Source organism: Variovorax sp. J2L1-78 (assembly GCF_030317205.1).
Classification (GTDB): domain Bacteria; phylum Pseudomonadota; class Gammaproteobacteria; order Burkholderiales; family Burkholderiaceae_C; genus Variovorax; species Variovorax arabinosiphilus.
In genome coordinates this window covers 2098992-2117437 of sequence record NZ_JASZYB010000001.1, presented here as the reverse complement: position 1 = coordinate 2117437, position 18446 = coordinate 2098992, and the positions used below count along the sequence as shown (strand labels likewise).

The 18446-nt window shown below is 69.6% G+C and carries 20 protein-coding genes and 1 riboswitch; of the genes, 10 read left to right on the top strand and 10 right to left on the bottom strand.

Annotated elements, in window-relative coordinates; all coding sequences use genetic code 11:
- Positions 1-9: 9 nt before the first annotated feature.
- Genes QTH86_RS10020 through QTH86_RS10005 form a run of 4 tightly spaced genes read right to left on the bottom strand, consistent with a single transcriptional unit; the run spans position 10 to position 4047 of the window.
- Complete coding sequence (locus QTH86_RS10020) at positions 10-594, bottom strand: DUF2894 domain-containing protein (RefSeq protein WP_286644832.1); 585 nt, start codon at positions 592-594, stop codon at positions 10-12.
- Between the two features lie 13 nt (positions 595-607).
- Positions 608-1267 (bottom strand): OmpA family protein, encoded by a 660-nt coding sequence (locus tag QTH86_RS10015; RefSeq protein ID WP_286644833.1) that lies wholly within the window; start codon positions 1265-1267, stop codon positions 608-610.
- The gene (locus QTH86_RS10010; protein WP_286644834.1) at positions 1267-3354 is read right to left on the bottom strand and encodes a DUF802 domain-containing protein; all 2088 of its coding nucleotides are present in this window, start codon (positions 3352-3354) and stop codon (positions 1267-1269) included. Before QTH86_RS10010 ends, QTH86_RS10015 begins: the two co-directional genes overlap by 1 nt.
- A 6-nt stretch (positions 3355-3360) precedes the next feature.
- On the bottom strand, positions 3361-4047 hold the full coding sequence (locus QTH86_RS10005; protein ID WP_286644835.1) for a DUF3348 domain-containing protein: 687 nt from the start codon (positions 4045-4047) through the stop codon (positions 3361-3363).
- Between the two features lie 114 nt (positions 4048-4161).
- Here QTH86_RS10005 and arfB point away from each other — a divergent pair, with 114 nt between their 5' ends.
- Entirely contained in the window at positions 4162-4575 is a 414-nt protein-coding gene (gene arfB, locus QTH86_RS10000) for an alternative ribosome rescue aminoacyl-tRNA hydrolase ArfB (protein WP_286644836.1), read from the top strand.
- Here the strand turns inward: arfB and QTH86_RS09995 are convergent, their stop codons facing one another.
- Positions 4576-5535, bottom strand: coding sequence for a LysR substrate-binding domain-containing protein (locus QTH86_RS09995; RefSeq protein ID WP_286644837.1), 960 nt, complete (start codon positions 5533-5535; stop codon positions 4576-4578). It lies immediately after the preceding gene.
- A gap of 147 nt (positions 5536-5682) precedes the next feature.
- Between QTH86_RS09995 and QTH86_RS09990 the strand changes: the two genes are divergently transcribed.
- From QTH86_RS09990 to QTH86_RS09965, 6 genes are read left to right on the top strand one after another with little or no spacing between them, the layout of a single operon-like run.
- On the top strand, positions 5683-6915 hold the full coding sequence (locus tag QTH86_RS09990; RefSeq protein WP_286644838.1) for a metal-dependent hydrolase family protein: 1233 nt from the start codon (positions 5683-5685) through the stop codon (positions 6913-6915).
- Positions 6916-6940: 25 nt separating this feature from the next.
- Positions 6941-8161 (top strand): ABC transporter substrate-binding protein, encoded by a 1221-nt coding sequence (locus QTH86_RS09985; RefSeq protein ID WP_286644839.1) that lies wholly within the window; start codon positions 6941-6943, stop codon positions 8159-8161.
- A gap of 7 nt (positions 8162-8168) precedes the next feature.
- Positions 8169-9044 carry a branched-chain amino acid ABC transporter permease gene (locus QTH86_RS09980; protein WP_286644840.1) on the top strand — a complete coding sequence of 292 codons (876 nt, stop codon included), beginning with the start codon at positions 8169-8171 and terminating at the stop codon, positions 9042-9044.
- 16 nt (positions 9045-9060) lie between these two features.
- Positions 9061-9939, top strand: coding sequence for a branched-chain amino acid ABC transporter permease (locus QTH86_RS09975; protein WP_286644841.1), 879 nt, complete (start codon positions 9061-9063; stop codon positions 9937-9939).
- The gene (locus tag QTH86_RS09970) at positions 9936-10694 is read left to right on the top strand and encodes an ABC transporter ATP-binding protein (protein WP_353505980.1); all 759 of its coding nucleotides are present in this window, start codon (positions 9936-9938) and stop codon (positions 10692-10694) included. The genes QTH86_RS09975 and QTH86_RS09970 overlap by 4 nt, the downstream gene beginning before the upstream one ends.
- Complete coding sequence (locus QTH86_RS09965; RefSeq protein ID WP_286644843.1) at positions 10691-11404, top strand: ABC transporter ATP-binding protein; 714 nt, start codon at positions 10691-10693, stop codon at positions 11402-11404. The genes QTH86_RS09970 and QTH86_RS09965 overlap by 4 nt, the downstream gene beginning before the upstream one ends.
- A 20-nt stretch (positions 11405-11424) precedes the next feature.
- Here the strand turns inward: QTH86_RS09965 and QTH86_RS09960 are convergent, their stop codons facing one another.
- Complete coding sequence (locus QTH86_RS09960; protein ID WP_444813668.1) at positions 11425-13113, bottom strand: SulP family inorganic anion transporter; 1689 nt, start codon at positions 13111-13113, stop codon at positions 11425-11427.
- Positions 13114-13152: 39 nt separating this feature from the next.
- The gene (locus tag QTH86_RS09955) at positions 13153-13971 is read right to left on the bottom strand and encodes an AraC family transcriptional regulator (protein WP_286644844.1); all 819 of its coding nucleotides are present in this window, start codon (positions 13969-13971) and stop codon (positions 13153-13155) included.
- 130 nt (positions 13972-14101) lie between these two features.
- On the opposite strand from QTH86_RS09955, the gene QTH86_RS09950 reads away from it, so the two are divergent.
- Complete coding sequence (locus tag QTH86_RS09950) at positions 14102-15355, top strand: MFS transporter (protein WP_286644845.1); 1254 nt, start codon at positions 14102-14104, stop codon at positions 15353-15355.
- Between the two features lie 7 nt (positions 15356-15362).
- On the top strand, positions 15363-16118 hold the full coding sequence (locus tag QTH86_RS09945; RefSeq protein ID WP_286644846.1) for a sulfite exporter TauE/SafE family protein: 756 nt from the start codon (positions 15363-15365) through the stop codon (positions 16116-16118).
- Positions 16119-16130: 12 nt separating this feature from the next.
- Here QTH86_RS09945 and arsH read toward each other — a convergent pair whose 3' ends face one another.
- Entirely contained in the window at positions 16131-16853 is a 723-nt protein-coding gene (gene arsH / locus QTH86_RS09940; RefSeq protein WP_286644847.1) for an arsenical resistance protein ArsH, read from the bottom strand.
- Complete coding sequence (arsC, locus tag QTH86_RS09935; RefSeq protein WP_286644848.1) at positions 16843-17280, bottom strand: arsenate reductase (glutaredoxin); 438 nt, start codon at positions 17278-17280, stop codon at positions 16843-16845. Before arsC ends, arsH begins: the two co-directional genes overlap by 11 nt.
- A gap of 29 nt (positions 17281-17309) precedes the next feature.
- On the opposite strand from arsC, the gene QTH86_RS09930 reads away from it, so the two are divergent.
- The gene (locus tag QTH86_RS09930; protein WP_286644849.1) at positions 17310-17633 is read left to right on the top strand and encodes an ArsR/SmtB family transcription factor; all 324 of its coding nucleotides are present in this window, start codon (positions 17310-17312) and stop codon (positions 17631-17633) included.
- A gap of 4 nt (positions 17634-17637) precedes the next feature.
- On the opposite strand, the gene QTH86_RS09925 is transcribed toward QTH86_RS09930, so the two are convergent.
- Positions 17638-18141 (bottom strand): 6,7-dimethyl-8-ribityllumazine synthase, encoded by a 504-nt coding sequence (locus tag QTH86_RS09925; protein WP_286644850.1) that lies wholly within the window; start codon positions 18139-18141, stop codon positions 17638-17640.
- 93 nt (positions 18142-18234) lie between these two features.
- Positions 18235-18391, bottom strand: a riboswitch (FMN riboswitch).
- Between the last annotated feature and the right edge of the window lie 55 nt (positions 18392-18446).

The following is an 18446-nucleotide window of genomic DNA, read 5'->3' as shown; positions in this document are numbered from 1 at the left end:
GCGCGACGTTCAGGCGCTCTTGGTGCGCACAGTCTTGCGGCCTTCGGGCCGCGCCGCGGCGGGCGGGGGCGCACTGGCGTTCGCCTGCTCGATCCACGACAGCGTGTCGATGTAAGCCATCAGGCGGTTCAGGTAGTCGGGCGACGCATCGCGCATCAGCGTGATCGCGCGGTGCACCAGGTGCTGCGAGTTGAGCGGCCCGGCGTTCTCCGGCACCTTGGCCTGCGACTGGTTCAGCCGGCGGTCGGCGCTCAGGCGTGACCAGGTGCTGCGGAAGTAGCGCAACGACTTCAGGTCGGAGGCGCTTCGCGTTGCACCTTCGGCGACACCGGTGCGTTCCGCGACATGCGCCAGCAGGTTCGCCAGTCCACCCTCGGCCGGTGCGGCGGGCGTCGTCTTCTTTCGGGACGGTTCCAGTTTCTCCAGCGCTGCACCGTGCGCGGCCAACAGCCGCTCCAGTCGCGCGTCGAGCAGGCGCCGCGCCTCGCCCTCGTGCGCGGCGGCGCGCCGGGCCATGGCCTCGATGAAGCGAAAGCGCACCGGATCGAGCCGATCGGCGCCGCGTTGGCGCCAAGCCTCGAGCGTCTCAGTCACGGTGGGATGGTTGTCAGCCACGGGGCTTGGCGACGATGTCGTTCGATGGCTTCGGCGTGGGCGCCATCTCCACCCGGCGGTTCTTCGCGCGGCCTTCGGCGTCGGCGTTCGACGCCACCGCCTGCTCCGAGCCGAAGGCCGCGGCGAACACTGACGACGCCGGCATCCCTTCCTCGATCAAGGCGCGGGTCACGGTCAAGGCGCGCTGCGCCGACAGCTCCCAGTTGTCGGCGAAGAGACGCGCGTTGCCGCGCATCTGCCGGTCGTCGGTGAACCCGCTCACCATCAGGATCTCGTTGCGCTCGCGCAGATAGCGCGCCAGCGGGCCGGCCAGGCTCTTGAGCACCTGGCGGCCTTCGGGTTGAAGGTCGGCGGAGTTGAAGGCGAACAGCACGCTGCCGCTGATGCCGATGCGTCCGTTGGCGATCGTCACGCGGCCGGCGGCGAGCGGGCCGGCCAGGGCTTCTTCCAGCGCCTGGCGCCGCTTCGCCTCGACCTGGCGCTGCTGCACCTCGGCCTCGAGCTTGCTGGCCAGGTCGAGCTGCATGCCGATGGCGTAGACCAGGATCAGCACGAAGGCGCCGACCAGGCCGGCCATGAGGTCGCCGAAGACGGCCCAGACGGGCACGCCCGCGGCGACGCCGCCGTCGTCGGCATCGAGCTCGTCGCGCATCACGCTTCGCTGGCCGCGGTTTGCCGCGCGGCGATTTGCTGCAGGTCTTCGACGATCTGCTTCTGCGACATGATGCTCAGGTCGATCACCTCGCGCGCCTGCGCCACGTAGTAGGCCAGCTGCTCGTCGCTGCGCGTGAGGGACTTGCCCAGCGCGCCTTCGATGCGTTGCAGGTGCGCGACCAGCTTGTCGTTCGACTCGCCGAAGCGCTCGACCGCGAAGCCGAAGGCCTCGCCCAGGCTGGCGACCTCGACCGCGCTGCCGGTGATCTGCGCGCCCACCGTGGCCAGCTTGTCGGCCTGCTCGCCGATCTGGTCGGTGAAGCGGCTGCCCACGCGCTCCATCAGCTCGGCCGACGACGCGACCAGCGTGTCGATGGCGGTGCGTTGCTCGGTCGATGCATGGTGGACCGCGTCGAGCAGGGTGCTCAGCGTGTCGAGGATGCGGGTGCGTTCCTCGAGCATCGTGTTGTCGCGCGCCATGCTGTCCGACAGCTGGGTGCGCAGCTCGGCCACCACCTCGGCCGCGGCGCGCGGTGCCTCGGCCGCGGCCTGCAGCAGGCCGGCGACTTCGGTGATGGTGTGCGTGGCCTGGGCCTCGGTGCGCTCGGACATCTCGCGCACGGCCAGCGTCAGCGTCTCGCCGAGCTGGCGCTGTTCGCGGACGGTGTGCTCGCCGGCCTGCTGCCATTCCTGGCGCAGCGCGGCGGCCATCGCTTCCAGGGCCTGGGTCCATGCGGCCAGGCGCTGTGCGTCGCGCGACGCGATGTCGGTCTGCAGGCCGGCATGCGCCTGGTCGACGCTTCGGACCAAGCCGGCGGCCTGTTGCACGAAGCTGTCGGCCGCGCGCGTCAGCGCCTGTTGCGTGTCGGCGGCCAGCTGGGCGCTGGTGCGCTCATGCTGCGCGAGCGCACCTTGCCAGTGGCTGGCCACCGTGCCGACGGTGTCGTCGAGGCGCGTCGACACGCCGTCGACCAGCGCGGCCGAGCGCTGCGCGAAGGCTTCGCTGAAGCCGTCGAGCGCCTGGCGCAGGTCGCCGGCCATGGCGGCGTTGGTCTGGCGGTGGTCGGCCAGTGCGGCCTTCCAGGTGCCGGTCACCTCGCCGGTGGCTGTGTCGAAGCGGGCCGACACGCCGTCGAGCTGTTGCTGCACCGTCTGCGCCACGGCGCCGTGCAGCGCGGTGGTTTCGCGCGCGATGCCGGCCATCGCCTCCTCGACCACCGGGCGGATGGTGGCGCCGGCCAGGCGGGCGCTTTCGATGAGGCTGTCCTTCAGCGCGCGGTCGACCGAGGCGGCCAGGCCGGCGTAGGCCCCGCCGGCTTCGGTGTGGAAGCGGTCCTGCCCGGCAAGCAGGCGTTCGCTCAGTGCCTCGCTCTGGCGTTCCATCGCGGCCGTCATGGCGCTCAGCTGCGCCACCAGCTCGGGCATGCCCTGGGCCTGCCGTTCGAGCAGCTGGAACGAGGCCTCGCGCTGGTGCGCCAGCGAGAAGGGGCGCAGCGTGGTCGCGATGCGCGTGTCCAGCAACTGCCCCGCCTGCAGCCGTGCGCGGCGGCACAGGGCCGACATCAGGCCGAGCATCGCCGAGGCGGCCACGCCGGCCACGGAGGTGCCGAAAGCCAGGCCCAGGCCCTTGACGGGCGCGGCGAGCGAATCGCGGATCGAGGGCAGGTCGGTCGCGCCCTGCAGCGCGGCACCGGTGCCGTTGAGCGTGACCACCATGCCGAGGAAGGTGCCGAGCATGCCCAGCAGTACGAGCAGGCCGGCCAGGTAGGGCGTGAGCGCCGGGCCGGGCAGGCCGACGCGTTCGCCCTCGATGCGCAGGCGCACTGCGTTCTGCAGCGAGGCGTCGATCCGGTCGAGCCACGGGCCGAGGCGCGCGGGGGCTTCATTCAAGCCCTGCAGCGCATCGCTCAGGCCGAGGGTGGCGCGGTGGTAGCGGCGCAGTTCGAGCGCGCCGATGCCGTAGAAGGCGGCGATCAACACCGTGATGGCCAGTGCCAGCGGGTGGTGGCCGATGTAGCCGACGCCGACCCAGCAGATGGCCGCGAGGCCGGCGGCGAAGACGAGGGGTTGAAGCAATCTGTTCATGAACACCTAGTGCGATCGCAGGGCTTCGAGCAGCCCGTCGACCGGTTGAAATCGAAAGTCCAGTTCCGCGAGCAGCAGATCGCAGATGTCCTGGTGAAAGACCGGCAGCCAGGCCATCGGCGCGGCATCGGTCTCGGGTGCGTCCGGCGCCGGCAGGGCCGCCTGGCGCAGGCGCTTGAAGCGCTTTTCGAGCATCGCGGGCACGGTGGCGAGCAGGCTGTGCTCGCGCGCCTCCAGCGCCTGTTCCAGCACGGCGTCGACCGTGGCGAGCTTGGCCATCTCGGCCGAGCGTGCCGCCAGCGCGCTGCGCAGCTTGGCACGCAGTGGCCCGACGCCGGCTTCCATCGCCTGCTGCCGCGCCAGGTAACGCAGGCGGTAGGGCGCGAAGTCGACGGCCGTCGCTTCCGGCGCGTCGCCGCCGTTCGCGTACAGGCTGTCTTCGCGGATCGTCCGCGCCAGGCCGTCACGCACCCGTGCGCAGTCGTCGTCCGGCGTGCCGGCAGCGGCCTTGGCGCGGCTGGCTGGGGCGTTCAGCACCGTCGACAGCGCGATCGCGTCGGTCCAGGCCAGCCACTGGCTCAGGCGTTCCGCGGTGGAGGCCGCGGGCTCGCGCACCTCGGCCTCGTTCCAGCGCGCGAGCAGGCGAACCAGCGCCGAATCGGCGAAGGCTGTACGCCGGGGGACTTGCACCATACGCGAGCTTCGAAAAACCCGGCAGTCTACACCGCGGCCCCTGCCGCACCGGTAACGTTTGGTGGCGCATTCCGGCTGTGGGCGACGGGGCCGCGCTTCCCGGACAATCGCCGCATGATCCCGAGCCGCCGCCCCCTGGAGATCGACCCCGACGAGGTCGAGATGAGCGCCATCCGCGCGCAGGGCGCGGGCGGCCAGAACGTGAACAAGGTGTCGAGCGCGGTGCACCTGCGCTACGACATCCTGGCCAGTTCGCTGCCGCCGGACGTGAAGGAGCGCCTGCTGGCCCTGCGCGACAGCCGGATCACACAGGAAGGCGTGCTGGTGCTCAAGGCGCAGCAGCACCGCACGCAGGAGATGAACCGCAACGATGCGCTGGCGCGGCTGCAGGCGCTGGTCGACAGCGTGGCGACACCGCCGCGCGTGCGGCGAGCGACCAAGCCGACCTACGGCTCCAAGCAGCGGCGGCTGGAGGGCAAGAGCCAGCGCTCGGAGATCAAGAGCCTGCGTGGCCGGGTCCAGGACTGATCAGGCCGCCAGTATCGGTTGCGGGCTGCAGAAGATGCATGGCGGCGAAGGCACGGTCTGCGTCGCCGCCTCGTGGTTGCAGCAATGCTCTAGCCAACCGCCCACCAGCCGGTACACCGACAGGTTGGTGCGGGTCGTCGGCGCGCAGAGGTAGTAACCCAGCGGGCTCTCGAAGCGCCGGCCCAGCGGCTCCACCAGCGTACCGGCCTGGATCTCGTCTTCGACCAGGCAGGTCGGCACGAGGCCGACGCCGAAGCCCGACACCGCCGCGCGGATGATGAGCGAGTACAGGTTGAAGCCCGGGCCGAAGCGGCTGCCGCTGGTGTCGCAGCCGTTGGCCTCCATCCAGTCTTGCCAGGCCAGCGGCACCTCGATGTGCTGCAGCAGCGTGGCGCGCTGCAGGTCGTCGACCGTCCGCAGCGGCAGGCTGTCGCGCAACTGGGCGCTGCAGACGATGCTGGTTTCCTTGCCGACCAGGTAGCGCGCATTGGCGCTGGGCCACTTGCCATAGCCGTACTGGATGGCGGCGTCGAACTCGTGCGACACGGCGAAGTCGTGCGCGTGCTGGTAGCGCACGAAGTTGAGCGACACCTGCGGCAGCGTGCGCTTGAAGTGCCCGAGCCGCGGAAAGAGCCACTGCGCTGCGAAGGTGGGTGGCACCGACATGTTGAGCGTGCCGCCTTCACCACCATGGGACATCAGCTGCGCGGTGGCTGATTCAAGCGCGGCCATGGCCGGCCGCGTGGCGTTCAGGTAGGTGGCGCCGGCATCGGTCAGTTCCAGGCCCGATGCCTTGCGGATGAACAGTTTCTGGCCCAGGTAGTTCTCCAGCCCCGCGATGTGGCGGCTGATGGCGCTCTGCGTCACGCACAGCTCCTTGGCGGCCATGGTGAAGGCCTGGTGCTTGGCCGCCGAGTGGAAGGCGTTCAGTTCCGAGATGGTCGGGCACAGGCGGCGCATGCGGGGGTATGAGCAGGAGTCATGGGCGGGTGAGATTTTAGGCGTTGCGGTTCAAGCGGTCTGGCCCGATAAATGCAACCCCTGCCGAAGGTCTGCTGCCTGTCGGCCATGAGTAATCCGAAGCCCTCCCGAATCCCTGAACCTTTCATGACTTCTTTGTTGATCGAGAACAGCCATGTGCTGGATGTCCATGCGCTCACCCTGCGCAGTGGCCTGTCGGTGCTCGTGCAGGACGGCCGCATCGCCGCGGTCGGCGCCGACGTCCAGGCGCCCGGCGGCACCCCGGTGATCGATGCCAAGGGCATGACGCTGATGCCCGGCCTGATCGACTGCCACGTGCACACGGTGGCTTCGTCCTTCAACCTGGGCACCGTCGCGAAGATGCCCAACGTGTTCGTGATGCTGCGCTCGCTGCCCATCATGAAGGCCATGCTGGAGCGCGGCTTCACGTCCGTGCGCGACGCGGGCGGTGCCGACTGGTCGCTGGCCGAAGCGGTGCGCACCGGGCTCGTGCCGGGCCCGCGCATCTTCCCGTCGGGCAAGGCGCTGTCGCAGACCGGCGGCCATGCCGACTTCCGCCAGCGCAACGACGACCTCGACGTGTGCTCGTGCGCCTACAAGCTGGGCAACATCGGCCGCGTGGTCGACGGCGTCGACGCCTGCCGCATCGCGGTGCGCGAGGAAATCCTCAAGGGTGCGACGCAGATCAAGGTGATGGCCTCGGGCGGGGTCGCGTCGCCCAACGACCCGATCGGCAACCTGGGCTACTCCGAAGCCGAGCTGCGCGCTGTGGTCGAGGAAGCCTCCAACGCCAACACCTACGTGATGGCCCATGCCTACACGCCGCGCGCCATCGCGCGTGCGGTGCGCTGCGGCGTGCGCACCATCGAGCACGGCAATCTGGTCGACGCGCCCACGGCCGAGCTGATGGCCGAGATGGGCGCCTTCATGGTGCCCACGCTGATCACCTATGAAGGCCTGGCCAACGAGGGCGAGCGCTACGGCCTGCCGGCCGCGTCGATCGCCAAGATCGAGTCCGTGCGCGGGCAGGGCCGTGCGGCCATCGAGATCCTGGCCAAGGCCGGCGTGAAGATGGGCCTGGGCAGCGACCTGCTGGCCGAGACGCACTACCTGCAGGCCGACGAGCTGCGCCTGCGCGCCGACGTGCTGGGCAACGGCCCGGTGCTGCAGCAGGCCACGCTGATCGGCGCCGAGATCCTGGGCCAGCAAGGCCAGCTCGGCGAAGTCACGGCCGGCGCCATCGCCGACCTGCTGCTGGTCGACGGCAACCCGCTCACCGATATCGACTGCCTGCTGAACCAGGGCGAGCGCATTCGCGCGATCGTCAAGGACGGCGCCATTTTCAAGAACACCCTCTGACTGCAACCCTGACCGGAAGACAACCATGCAACGTAGAAACTTCGTCAAGCTCGGCGGCGCCGCTGCCGCACTGCAATGCCTGCCCACCATCGGCTTCAGCCAGCAAGGGGACGTGTTCCGCATCGGCTCGCTCACGCCCATCACCGGCGCGGGCAGCCCCTATGGCCCGGGCATGCAGCAGGCGATCCGCCTGGCCGTGGACGAGATCAACGCCGCCGGTGGCGCCGGTGGCCGCAAGCTGGAGCTCTTCACCGAAGACGACCAGACCAAGCCCGACGCCGCCGTGCTCGCGGCCAAGAAGCTGATCGAAGTGAACAAGGTGCAGGCACTGCTCGGTACCTGGGCCTCGGGCGTGACGCTCGCCGTGATGCCGCTGACCGATGCGGCCGGCATCATCGAGATGAACGTCTCCGGCGCGCCGGCCATCTCCACGCTCGACACCAAGGACCTGGTGTGGCGCTTCCAGGCCACCAACGACCGCTTCGGCGCGGCCTTCGCCGAGATCTGCACCAAGCGCGGCTTCAAGCGTCCGGCCACGATGGCGTTCAACAACGCCTCGGGCCTGGGCAACGTCGAGGGCTTCACCCGCGCGTGGACGAAGCGCGGCGGCCAGGTGGTGGAGAACGTCACCTACGAACCGGCCCGCCCGAGCTACCGCAGCGAGCTGCAGAAGATCCTCGCGGCCAAGCCCGACGTGATCGTGATGGGCTCCTACCTGCCCGACACCACCATCCTGCTGCGCGAGTGGTACCAGGCCGGTGGCGACAACAAGTGGATCATCCCCGGCTGGGCCGCCAACCCCGACCTCGTGAAGGCGCTGGGCGCCGAGGTGTGCGAAGGCATCATCTCGGTGGACACCGTGTCCAACGAGAAGAGCGCGTCGTACGCGCACTTCGACGCGGCCTTCACCAAGGCCAGCGGCAAGGCCGCATCGACCAACATCTACGCCGCGATGGCCTACGACATGGTGATCTCGCTCGGCCTGGCGATGGAAGCCGCCGGCCCGCGCGCCACGGTCGAACAGATCAACGCCAAGATCCGCGACGTGTCCAACGCGCCGGGCACAGCCGTGTTCACCTTCGCCGAAGGCAAGGCACAGCTGGCGAAGAAGGCCAAGGTGAACTACGAAGGCGCATCGAGCAAGCTGGACTTCGACAAGGCCGGCGATGCGACGCCCGACTTCGGTGTGTACATCATCGAAAAGGGCCAGCTGGTGCGCCGCGACGTGGTGTCGATCACGACCTGATGACGCGATGAACTGGATCGCTTTCGCCAACCTGCTGATCAACGGACTGATCGAGGGCCTCGTGGTGGCGCTGCCCGCCCTGGCCATGACCCTGGTGATGGGCGTCAACCGCTTTCCCAATGCGGCCGCGGGCGACTTCATGACCACGGGAGCCTACGCCGCCGTGGCGGTGCAGATGCTGGGCGGCTGGCCCCTGTGGGCGGCCGCGCTGGCCAGCATGGCCGCCACCGCGGTGGTGTCGGCGGGCTCGTACGCGCTGATCTTTCGCAAGCTGGCCGGGCGGCCCATGGTGTCGTCGATGCTCGCGGCCATCGGCCTGGGCTTCCTGCTGCGCAGCCTGATCTCCTTCTTCGCCGGGCACGACCAGCGCACCTTCGACCTGCCGCTGATGCGCGCCTGGAACTTCGGCGGCGTCCGCGTGCTGCCGACCGACCTGGCGATCGCGGGCATCGCCGCGGCCTGCCTGCTCGTGGTGTTCGTGCTGATCTACCGCACCAGCTTCGGCCGCCAGTTGCGCGCCGTGGCCGACAGTGCCGACCTGGCCCGCGCCAGCGGCATCCGCGCGGGCGGCCTCATGCTGAACCTGTGGCTGCTGGTGGGCGCGCTGTCCGCCGTGGGCGGCGTGCTGCTCGGCATGAAGTCCATCGTCAGCCCCGAGATGGGCTGGGAGAGCCTGATCCCCGCCTTCGCCGCCATGGTGCTGGGCGGCATCGGCAGCCCGGTGGGCGCCGTGCTGGGCGCGCTGCTGCTGTGCGTGGCGCAGGAACTGTCGGTGCCGCTCCTGGGGCCGTCGTACAAGCTGGTGCTGTCCTTCGTGGTGCTCGCGCTGGTGCTGCTGCTGCGCCCGGCCGGCATCATGGGCCGCGTGCAGCTGGTGCGTTGAGCAAGGAGTCGACTTCATGATTGCTTACCTCTGTGCCATCGGCATCATCGCGCTCATCTACTGCCTGCTGGCGCTCGGCCTGAACCTGCAGTTCGGCCTCACGCGGCTGGTGAACTTCGGCGTCGTGGCCTTCTTCGCCGTGGGTGCGTACACCTCGGGCCTGCTGTCGCTCCAGGGCGTGCCGCTACCGCTGTGCTTCGTGGCGGCGGGCCTGCTGTCGGGCCTGCTCGCGCTGCCGATCGGCCTGCTGTCGCTGCGCCTGCGCGACGACTACCTGGCCATCGTCACCCTGGGTTTCTCCGAGGCCGTACGTATCTCGATCCAGCAGGAAAGCTGGCTCACGCACGGCGTGCAGGGCCTGCCTGGTTTGCCCAAGCTGTTCGCTGCATGGGGTGGGGCGTCCGACATGGCGATCTTCACGACGCTGCTGGTGCTGGTCGCGCTCGTGTCGTGGGGCACGGTGCGCCTTGCGCGCAGCCCCTTCGGGCGGCTGCTGAAGGCCATCGGCGACGACGAGGCGGCGCTGTCCGCCCTGGGCAAGGACCCGGCCTGGTTCAAGGTGCAGGTGTTCATGCTGGGCGCGGCGCTGGCCGGCCTGGCCGGCGCGTTCTACGCGCACTTCATCACCTTCATCACCCCCGAGCAGTTCATCCCGCTCATCACCTTCTACGTGTGGATGGGCCTGGTGATGGGCGGCACGGGCACGGTGCGCGGGGCGGTGTTCGGCTCGCTGCTGCTGATGGTGTTCCTCGAAGGCTCGCGCTTCGCCAAGGACTGGGTGCCGGGCGTGTCCGAAGTGGGCATGGCCAGCTTGCGCCTCGCGGCGGTGGGGCTGGCGCTGATCCTGGTCACGCTGTACCGGCCCAACGGCCTCTTCGGGGGCAAGGCGAAATGATGCTGAACGTGGAAGCCGTGACACGGCAATTCGGCGGGTTCAAGGCGGTCGACGGCGTGTCGCTGCAACTGGCCAAAAACGAGATCCTGGGCATCGCCGGCACCAACGGCGCGGGCAAGAGCACCCTGTTCGCGGCCATCGCCGGCCAGCAGCCGGCCGATGCGGGGCGCATCAGCTTCGACGGCCAGGACATCACACGCGTGCCGCCGTACCGGCGCGCGCGCATGGGCCTGGTGCGCACCTTCCAGATCCCGCGCGAGTTCAAGAGCCTCACGGTGCACGAGAACCTGCTGGCGGCTGCGGCCAACCCGCAGGGCGAGCGACTGGTCAATGCCTTCTTCCAGACGCGCAGCCTGCGCGCGCACGAGGTGCAGCTGGCCGAGAAGGCCGACGGCATCCTGCAGTTCCTCAACCTGGCACGCGTGCGCGACGTCAAGGCAGGCGGCTTGTCGGGTGGGCAGAAGAAGCTGGTCGAACTGGGCCGCGTGCTCATGCTCGACCCGCGCTGCATCCTGCTGGACGAACCCTTCGCCGGCGTGAACCCGGTGCTCATCGAGGAGATCTGCGACCGCGTGCGCGAACTGCATGCGCGCGGCATCGCCTTCATCGTGATCGAGCATCACCTGCAGGCGCTCAAGGCGCTGTCGAACCGGATGATCGTGATGGACCGCGGACGCATCCTCGCCGAGGGCGACCCGCACTCCGTGCTGGAGGACCCGCGCGTGCAAGAGGCTTACATGGGAGGCGTCGTATGAGCGCGGTGCAGAACCTGCTGCAGATCGCGCAACTGCGCGGCGGCTACTCGGAAGTCGACATCATCCATGGCATCGACCTGGCCGTTGCGCCGGGCGACATCGTCACCATCGCCGGCACCAACGGCGCCGGCAAGTCGACGCTGGTGAAGGCGCTGCTGGGCCTGCTGCCGCGCGTGTCGGGCACCATCCACCTGGACGGGCGCGACATCACCAAACTGTCGGCCGAGGACCGCTTCGACGCCGGCCTGGCCTACGTGCCACAGGTGGCCAACGTGTTCCCGTCGCTCACCGTGCGCGAGAACCTGCTGGTGGTGCGCGGCGTGCCGCACGTCAAGCGCCGCATGGACGAGGTGTTGGTCGACTTTCCTGCGTTGGTCGAACGGCTGCCGCAGCCGGCCAGCGATTTGTCGGGCGGCGAGCGCCAGCAGCTGGCCTTCGCCCGCGCGCTGATGCCGTCGCCGCGCATCATGGTGCTCGACGAGCCGACCGCCGCATTGGCGCCTTCGCTGGTGGGCAAGGTCTTCGACATGGTGCGCAAGCTGCCGGCCGCCGGTGTCGCCGTGCTGATGGTCGAGCAGCGCGCGCGCCAGGCGCTGCAGATCAGCCAGCAGGGCTACATCCTCGACCAGGGGCGCTGCGTGCTGCAGGGGCAGGCGCAAGGGCTGCTGGACGACGAGCGCATGGCGCAGCTGTACCTCGGGAACCACTGACGGGCCGACCGAGGGCCATCTCAGGCGGCGACCGGCACCTCGTGCGGGGGCCGCGACAGCGCCGCCAATGCCTCGGCATCGGTCCGGTAGCTGAAGAACATCGCATCGGGCTTCAGCAGCCCGGCACGCTCCAGCACCTGCTGGGCCGGCAGCTTGAGGCCCGACAGATGCAGGCGAACGCCCTGCGACTCGAGCAGCCGCCGGATGTTGCCGAAGACTTCGGCGCCGGTCAGGTCGACCCGGTTGATCGGGTGCGCGAACAGGCACACGTCGGTGAGCCCCGGGCGCTCGGCCAGGGCCGCGGTGATGGCGTGCTCCAGCGTGCTGGCCGAGGCGAAGTCGAGCTCGGCATCCATGCGCAGGGCGTAGAGCTTCGGTGCCAGCGGCGGCAGGTGCCACAGGTGCCGGTCGCGCAGGCTGCCGTCGGCGTGCAGGCCCACCTCGATGATGCGCGGATGCAGGTGCCGGTACATGTAGTGCGCCAGCGCCGCGAGCAGGCCGCCGAGCACGCCCCAGTAGATCGACGGTGCGGTCGCGATGGTGAGTGCGAAGGTCGCGACCGCGATGGCCGCCTCGATCCGCGAGATGCGCCACAGCGCGGCGAAGGCCCTGGGCTTGAGCAGCCCCAGCGTGGCCGTGACCACCACCGACGCCAGCACCGCCTGCGGCACATGGAACAGCAGCGGCATCGCCCACAGCAGGGCGGCCGCCACGACGATCACGCTGAACAGCGTGGACCACTGCGTCTTGGCGCCGGCGTACAGCGTGATGGCCGAGCGCGAGAACGAGGAACTGGTGGGGAACGAGCCGCTAAGGCCGGAGGCGATCTTGCCCAGACCCTGGCCGATCAGATCCTGGTTCTCGTTCCAGAGCTTGCCGGCGCGCGCGTTGTCGACCTTGGCGCTCGATGCCGTTTCCAGAAAGCTCACCAGCGTGATGAGGAAGGCCGGCAGCAGCAGGGTGCCGAGCTCGGTGGCGCCCAGGCCGCCCGGCCAGTAGAACGAGGGCAGGCCCGACGGCAAGGCACCGATCACGGCACCGCCCTTGAGCGCATAGCCGACGGCGGCGCTCGCCGCGGCGCTCACGGCCACCAGCGCCATCGTGGTGGGAAAGCGCGGCGCGATGCGCTTGCCGACCCACAGCATCGCCATGCCGCCGAGGCCGAAGGCGATCGCCATGAGATCCGGCGGCGGCCCCTGCAAGAGCTGCGTGTAGCTGCGCCCGGTGAAGCCGAGCAGCGCGGGCAGCTGCGACAGCGTGATGAGCACCGCCGCGCCCTGCGTGAAGCCCATCAGCACGGGAGAATTCACCAGCCTCAGCAGCCAGCCGAAGCGCGCCACGCCCAGCAGCAGCTGCATCCCCCCCGACAGCAGCGTGAGCCAGACCGCGAGCGCCACCCATTCGCGGCTGCCCGGCACGGCCAGCGGCGCCAGCGACGCACCGACCAGCAGGCTGGTGAGGGCGGTCGGCCCGACGGACAGCCGTGCCGACGAACTGAAGAGCACCGCGATGAGGGCCGGGAACAGCGCCGCGTAGACGCCGGTGACCAGCGGCATGCCCGCGAGCGCGGCGTAAGCGACGCCTTGCGGGATGACCATCAGCGCGACGGTGATGCCGGCGGAGGCTTCGTTAATGAGCAGGGCGCGGTCGGGGCGTGGCCAGGCCAGGAAGGGAAGCCAGCGCACGAGCTGGTCGCGGTTCATCGCCATGATGCCGGCGCGCAGAAGAGTTCGGGATGCACCGCAGGATTATCTGGGCTTCTTGTGCTGGAAGGCGGTGGGCGAGCGCCCGGTGGCCGTCTTGAACATCGCGCAGAAGGCGCTGTCGGTGGCGTAGCCACAGGCCGTGGCGACCTGGCTCACCGCCATGCCGCGTGCCAGCAGCGGCAGGGCGTGCGCCATCACGGCCTGCTGTCGCCATTGCTGCCAGTTCATGCCCAGCTGGTGGTGGAACAGGCGCGCCACGGTGCGCTCGCTGGCGCCGATGGCGGTGGCGCGCTCGGCCAGCGTGGCCCGATCCGCCGGGTTGCGCAGCAGCGTCTCGCACAGCTGGCGCAGGCGCTTGTCGGCCGGCAGCGGCACGTCGATGCGGATCTGCGTGGCGCGCTCGATCTCGTCGATCAGCAGCGGCGCGATCATCCGTTCGCGGTGCGGCGCCTGCGGGTCGGCCGGCGCCCGGCCGTCGGGCGTGGTGTCGAGCGCCAGCATCAGCGCGCGCATCAGCGGGCTGATCTCCAGCACCTCGCAGCGCTCCCAGGGTGGGGCCAGCCAGCTGTGGACGTACACCGTGCGCAGCTCGGCGTCCTCGATCAGCGTGATGCTGTGCGGCACGTCCGCCGGCACCCACAGCGCGCGTGAGGGCGGCACGATGTAGCTGCCGTCCTGCGTGCTCAGCCGGATCACGCCGCGGGTCGAGAAGGTGAGCTGGGGCCACGGATGCACATGCAGCTCGACGAAGGTGTCAGCCTGCAGGAAGTGCTCCTTGGCGCGCAGCGGGCGCACCGCGTCGGGCGCGTAGAGGTGCGGGGTGAGCGGCTCCACCACCGTGGTGGCCGGCGGAGCGTTCAAGGGCCGGGGGCGGGGGGAATCGGTCTTGGTTTCAGCAACTGTCATGGTTTCGACAAATGTTGTCCATCTATCGCCATTCTGCCGCGTCTGCCCGGCCTACGATCGAAGCCCGCTCCCTTCGTTCACCGCCATGTCCTCAGCTTCCGCCTCCCGCACGCCTTCCGAGAACACGCTGCGCACCGACGCACAGCTCATCGGCCTGGTGGGCCTGGCCCACGCGATCAGCCACTTCAGCCAGCTCATCCTGGCGCCGCTGTTCCCCTGGCTGAAGGACGCGTTCGACGTCAGCTACACCGAGCTGGGCGCGGTGCTCACCGTCTTCTTCGTCGTCTCGTGCCTGGTGCAGGCGGCCTCGGGCTTCATCGTCGACAAGCTGGGCCCGCGGCCGGTACTGTTCGTCGGGCTCGGCATGCTCGGGCTGGCCGGCTTCGGCTACGCGACGGCGCAGAGCTACTGGATGCTGCTGGCCAGCGCGGTGGTCGGGGGCGTGGGCAACGGCGTGTTCCACCCGGTCGACTACACGCTCTTCAACCGCAAGGTCGCGCCCACGCGGCTGGGCCATGCCTACAGCGTGCACGGCATCACCGGCAGCCTGGGCTGGGCGCTGGCGCCGGCCTTCGTGGTGCCGATCGCCCTGGCGACCTCGTGGCGCGTGGCGCTCGCCGCAGCCGGTGCGCTCGCGCTGGCCGTGCTGGTGGTGCTGTGGCTGTACCGCAGCGTGTTCGCGCTCGACGTGAAGACGGTGCAGAAGGCTACCGGGCAGGACGCGCATTTGCCGACCGCGGGCCAGTTCGACTTCCTGCGCATCCCGGCGGTGTGGATGTGCTTCGGCTTCTTCTTTTTCTACGCGATGGTCATCAGCGTGGTGCAGACCTTCGCACCGGCCGCGGCCGGCCATCTGCACGCCGTGCCGGTGGCGCTGATCGCGGTGTGCCTGACGGTCTACATGGTCGCGAGCGCGGCCGGCATGGTGGTCGGCGGCTTCCTCGCCTCGGACCCGTCGCGCTGCGAGCGAGTCGTCGGTGCGGGCTTCGGCATTGCTGCCGCGCTGGCGCTGGTGCTGGCCTTCGCCGACTTCGCGCCGGTGCTGGTGCCGGTGCTGTTCGGCGCGATGGGTTTCGCGTCGGGCATCGCCGGGCCGTCGCGCGACCTGCTGGTGAAGAAGTCGACGCCGGCCAATGCCACCGGCCGCGTCTACGGCGTGGTCTACGCCGGGCTCGACATCGGGCAGGCGGTCGCGCCGCTGGTCTTCGGGCGCCTCATGGACAACGGCCGCTACACGGCGGTGATCGTCGGGCTGGCACTGATCCAGGGCGTGCTGATCGCCAGTGCCTTCAATGTGCGCCGGGTGCGGCGCGAGGCGCTGGTGCCGGCCTCGGCCTGAGCGGCGCTTGGAGCCGCTCTCGCTCTACCTGCTGGTCGCGCTCGGTGCGGCCGTGGCGGGTTTCGTGCAGGGCCTGTCGGGCTTTGCGTTCGGCCTGGTCGCGATGTCGATCTGGGCCTGGACGGTCGAGCCGAAGCTCGCCGCCGTGCTCGCCACCTTCGGTGCGCTGACCGGGCAGCTCATCGCCGCTTTCTCGCAAAAGCGAAGCTTCGACAAGCCCCTGCTGCTGCCCTTCGTCCTCGGCGGGCTGGTCGGCGTGCCGCTCGGTGTGTGGCTGTTGCCGCGGCTCGATGTGGCCGTGTTCAAGGCCTGCCTGGGCGCGCTGCTGGTGGTCTGGTGTCCGGCCATGCTGATGGCGCGCAACCTGCCGCGCGTCACGGCCGGCGGACGCGTGGCCGATGCGGTGGCGGGCCTCGCCGGCGGCGTCTGCAGTGGCGTGGGCGGCTTCGCCGGCGCCATCCCCACGCTGTGGTGCACGCTGCGCCGCATGGACAAGGACGCGCAGCGCGCCGTCATCCAGAACTTCAACCTCGCCATGCTGGCCGTCGCCTTCGCCCTGCACCTGGGCGCCGGCAACGTGGGCCTGGCGATGTTGCCGATGCTGGCCATCGTCGCCGGTTGCGTGCTGGTGCCGGTGCTGCTCGGCGCACGGCTCTACGTCGGCATCAGCGACGCGGCCTTCCGCCAGATCGTGCTGGGCTTGCTGACGGTGTCGGGCGTGATGCTGCTGGCGTCCTCGCTGCCGACGCTGCTGCAACGCTGACGGGGTGCTGCCTCAGATCGCGCGCTGGTTCACCCGCGCCGACAACGCCTCGGCGCTCTCCTTGCGCTCGCTGTAGCGGTCGACCAGGTAGCCCGCGGCGTCGCGCGTGAGCAGCGTGAACTTGACCAGCTCTTCCATCACGTCGACGACCCGGTCGTAGTAGGCCGAAGGCCGCATGCGGCCGGCCTCGTCGAACTCGAGAAAGGCTTTCGCCACCGACGACTGGTTGGGGATGGTGAGCATCCGCATCCACCGGCCGAGCACCCGCATCTGGTTGACGGCGTTGAAGGACTGCGAGCCGCCGCTGACCTGCATCACGGCCAGCGTTTTGCCCTGGGTCGGCCGCACCGCGCCCAGGGCGAGCGGGATCCAGTCGATCTGCGACTTCAGGATGCCGGTCATGGCGCCGTGCCGCTCCGGCGAGGTCCACACCATGCCTTCGGACCAGGCGGCGAGCGAGCGCAGCTCGGCCACCTTCGGGTGGGTCTCGGGCGCGTCGTCGGGCAGGGGCAGGCCGCGTGGGTCGAACACGCGCACCTCGGCGCCCAGCGCCTGCAGCAGCCGCGCCGCTTCCCAGCTGAGGAGGCGACTGAAGGAGCGTTCGCGCATCGAGCCGTAGAGCATCAGGATGCGCGGCGCATGCGTCGCGCGTGCCTGGGGCCAGAGCCGCGCGATGTCGGGTGAAGCGAAGAGGGCGCCGTCGAGTGACGGCAGGGACAGGTCGTCAGTCCACACGGCGACCGTCCTCGCCGATCACCGGCTGGCCATCCTCCTTGCGGAAGGCGGCCTGCTGTGGCGAGGGGAGGATGTCGAGCACCGTCTCCGACGGTCGGCACAGCCGGGTGCCCAGCGGCGTGACCACCACCGGGCGGTTCATCAGGATCGGATGCTGCACCATGAAGTCGAGCAGTTGTTCGTCGCTCCACGTGGCGTCGTCCAGCTTCAGTTCGTCGTAGGGCGTGCCCTTCTGCCGCAGCAGACTGCGCACGCCGGTGCCCATGGCGTCGACGAGTGCACGCAGGCGCTCCTTGCCGGGCGGTTGCTTCAGGTACTCGATGACTTCGGGCTCGACGCCGCTGTTGCGGATGAGCGCCAGCACGTTGCGCGAGGTGCCGCAGGCCGGGTTGTGGAAGATGGTGATGGCGGGGTGAGCGGATTGCATATTCTCAATTATCCAACTATTATTGAATAATGGAAGCCAGCGACGCCGTCAAATCACTCGCCGCATTGGCACAGCCGGTGCGCCTGCAGGTCTTTCGCGCCTTGGTGGTCGCCGGGCCCGAGGGCATGACGCCCGGAGCGCTGGTCGACGCCATCGCGGTCCCGGGCACCAGCCTGTCCTTCCACCTCAAGGAACTGCTGCATTCGGGCATGGTCACGCAGGAGCGCAGCGGGCGAAACCTGATCTACCGCGCGGCCTTTGGCCGGATGAGCGCGTTGATCGGGTACCTCACCGAGAACTGTTGCGAAGGAGAGGCCTGCGCGGCCAGCACCACGGTGGCGCCACGGGGATGACTCTTCAGGCGGCCAGCAGCGCCTCGACCTGGCGCAGGCCTTCGATGGTCCTGATGCAGGCGTCGGCCGCCTCGGTGCCCTTCACCGCGAAGTGCGCGTGGAAGTACTTGCGGTGCTCCACATGCTCGTGGAAGTGGTGCGGCGTCAGCACGGCCGAGAGGATCGGCACATTGGTCTCCAGCTGCAGCGACATCAGCGTGCTCACCACCGTGCTGGCGACGAACTCGTGGCGGTAGATGCCGCCGTCGACCACCAGCGCGCAGCCGACGATGGCGGCGTAGCGGCCCGACAGCGCCAGGCGCTTGGCATGCAGCGGGATCTCGAAGGCGCCGGGCACGGCGATCACGTCGATGCGGTCGCGCGCGAAGCCCTGGCGCTCCATCTCCGCGAGGAAGGCGTGGCGCGCCTGGTGGACGATGTCGGCATGCCATTGCGCTTCGATGAAGGCGACGCGCTGCGGCTCGGAGGCCGGGATGGCCGAAAGGGGAAGGTCGTTGATCTGACTCACGATGTGCCTCTTGAAAGCAGGTTTCCTGAATCAGGGCGCACGAAGCCGGCAGCCGGCCACGCACGACGAAACGCGCGCGGCCACGCCGACGGTCCGCGCTCTCTTTCATCCGGACTGTGACCGTCGGCCCCGGATTCCAACCGGGTCTGCTGACCCTGCGATGCATGACGCACCGCAGGCGCTCGCGGGCTTGTGCGAACGAGTCGCCGTCACCGCCGGTGGGGAATTTCACCCCGCCCTGAGAACGCATGCCCCGGCTTGCACCGGGGCGGTGTGGATTCTAGGCACGCTGCGAAAGGCATGCT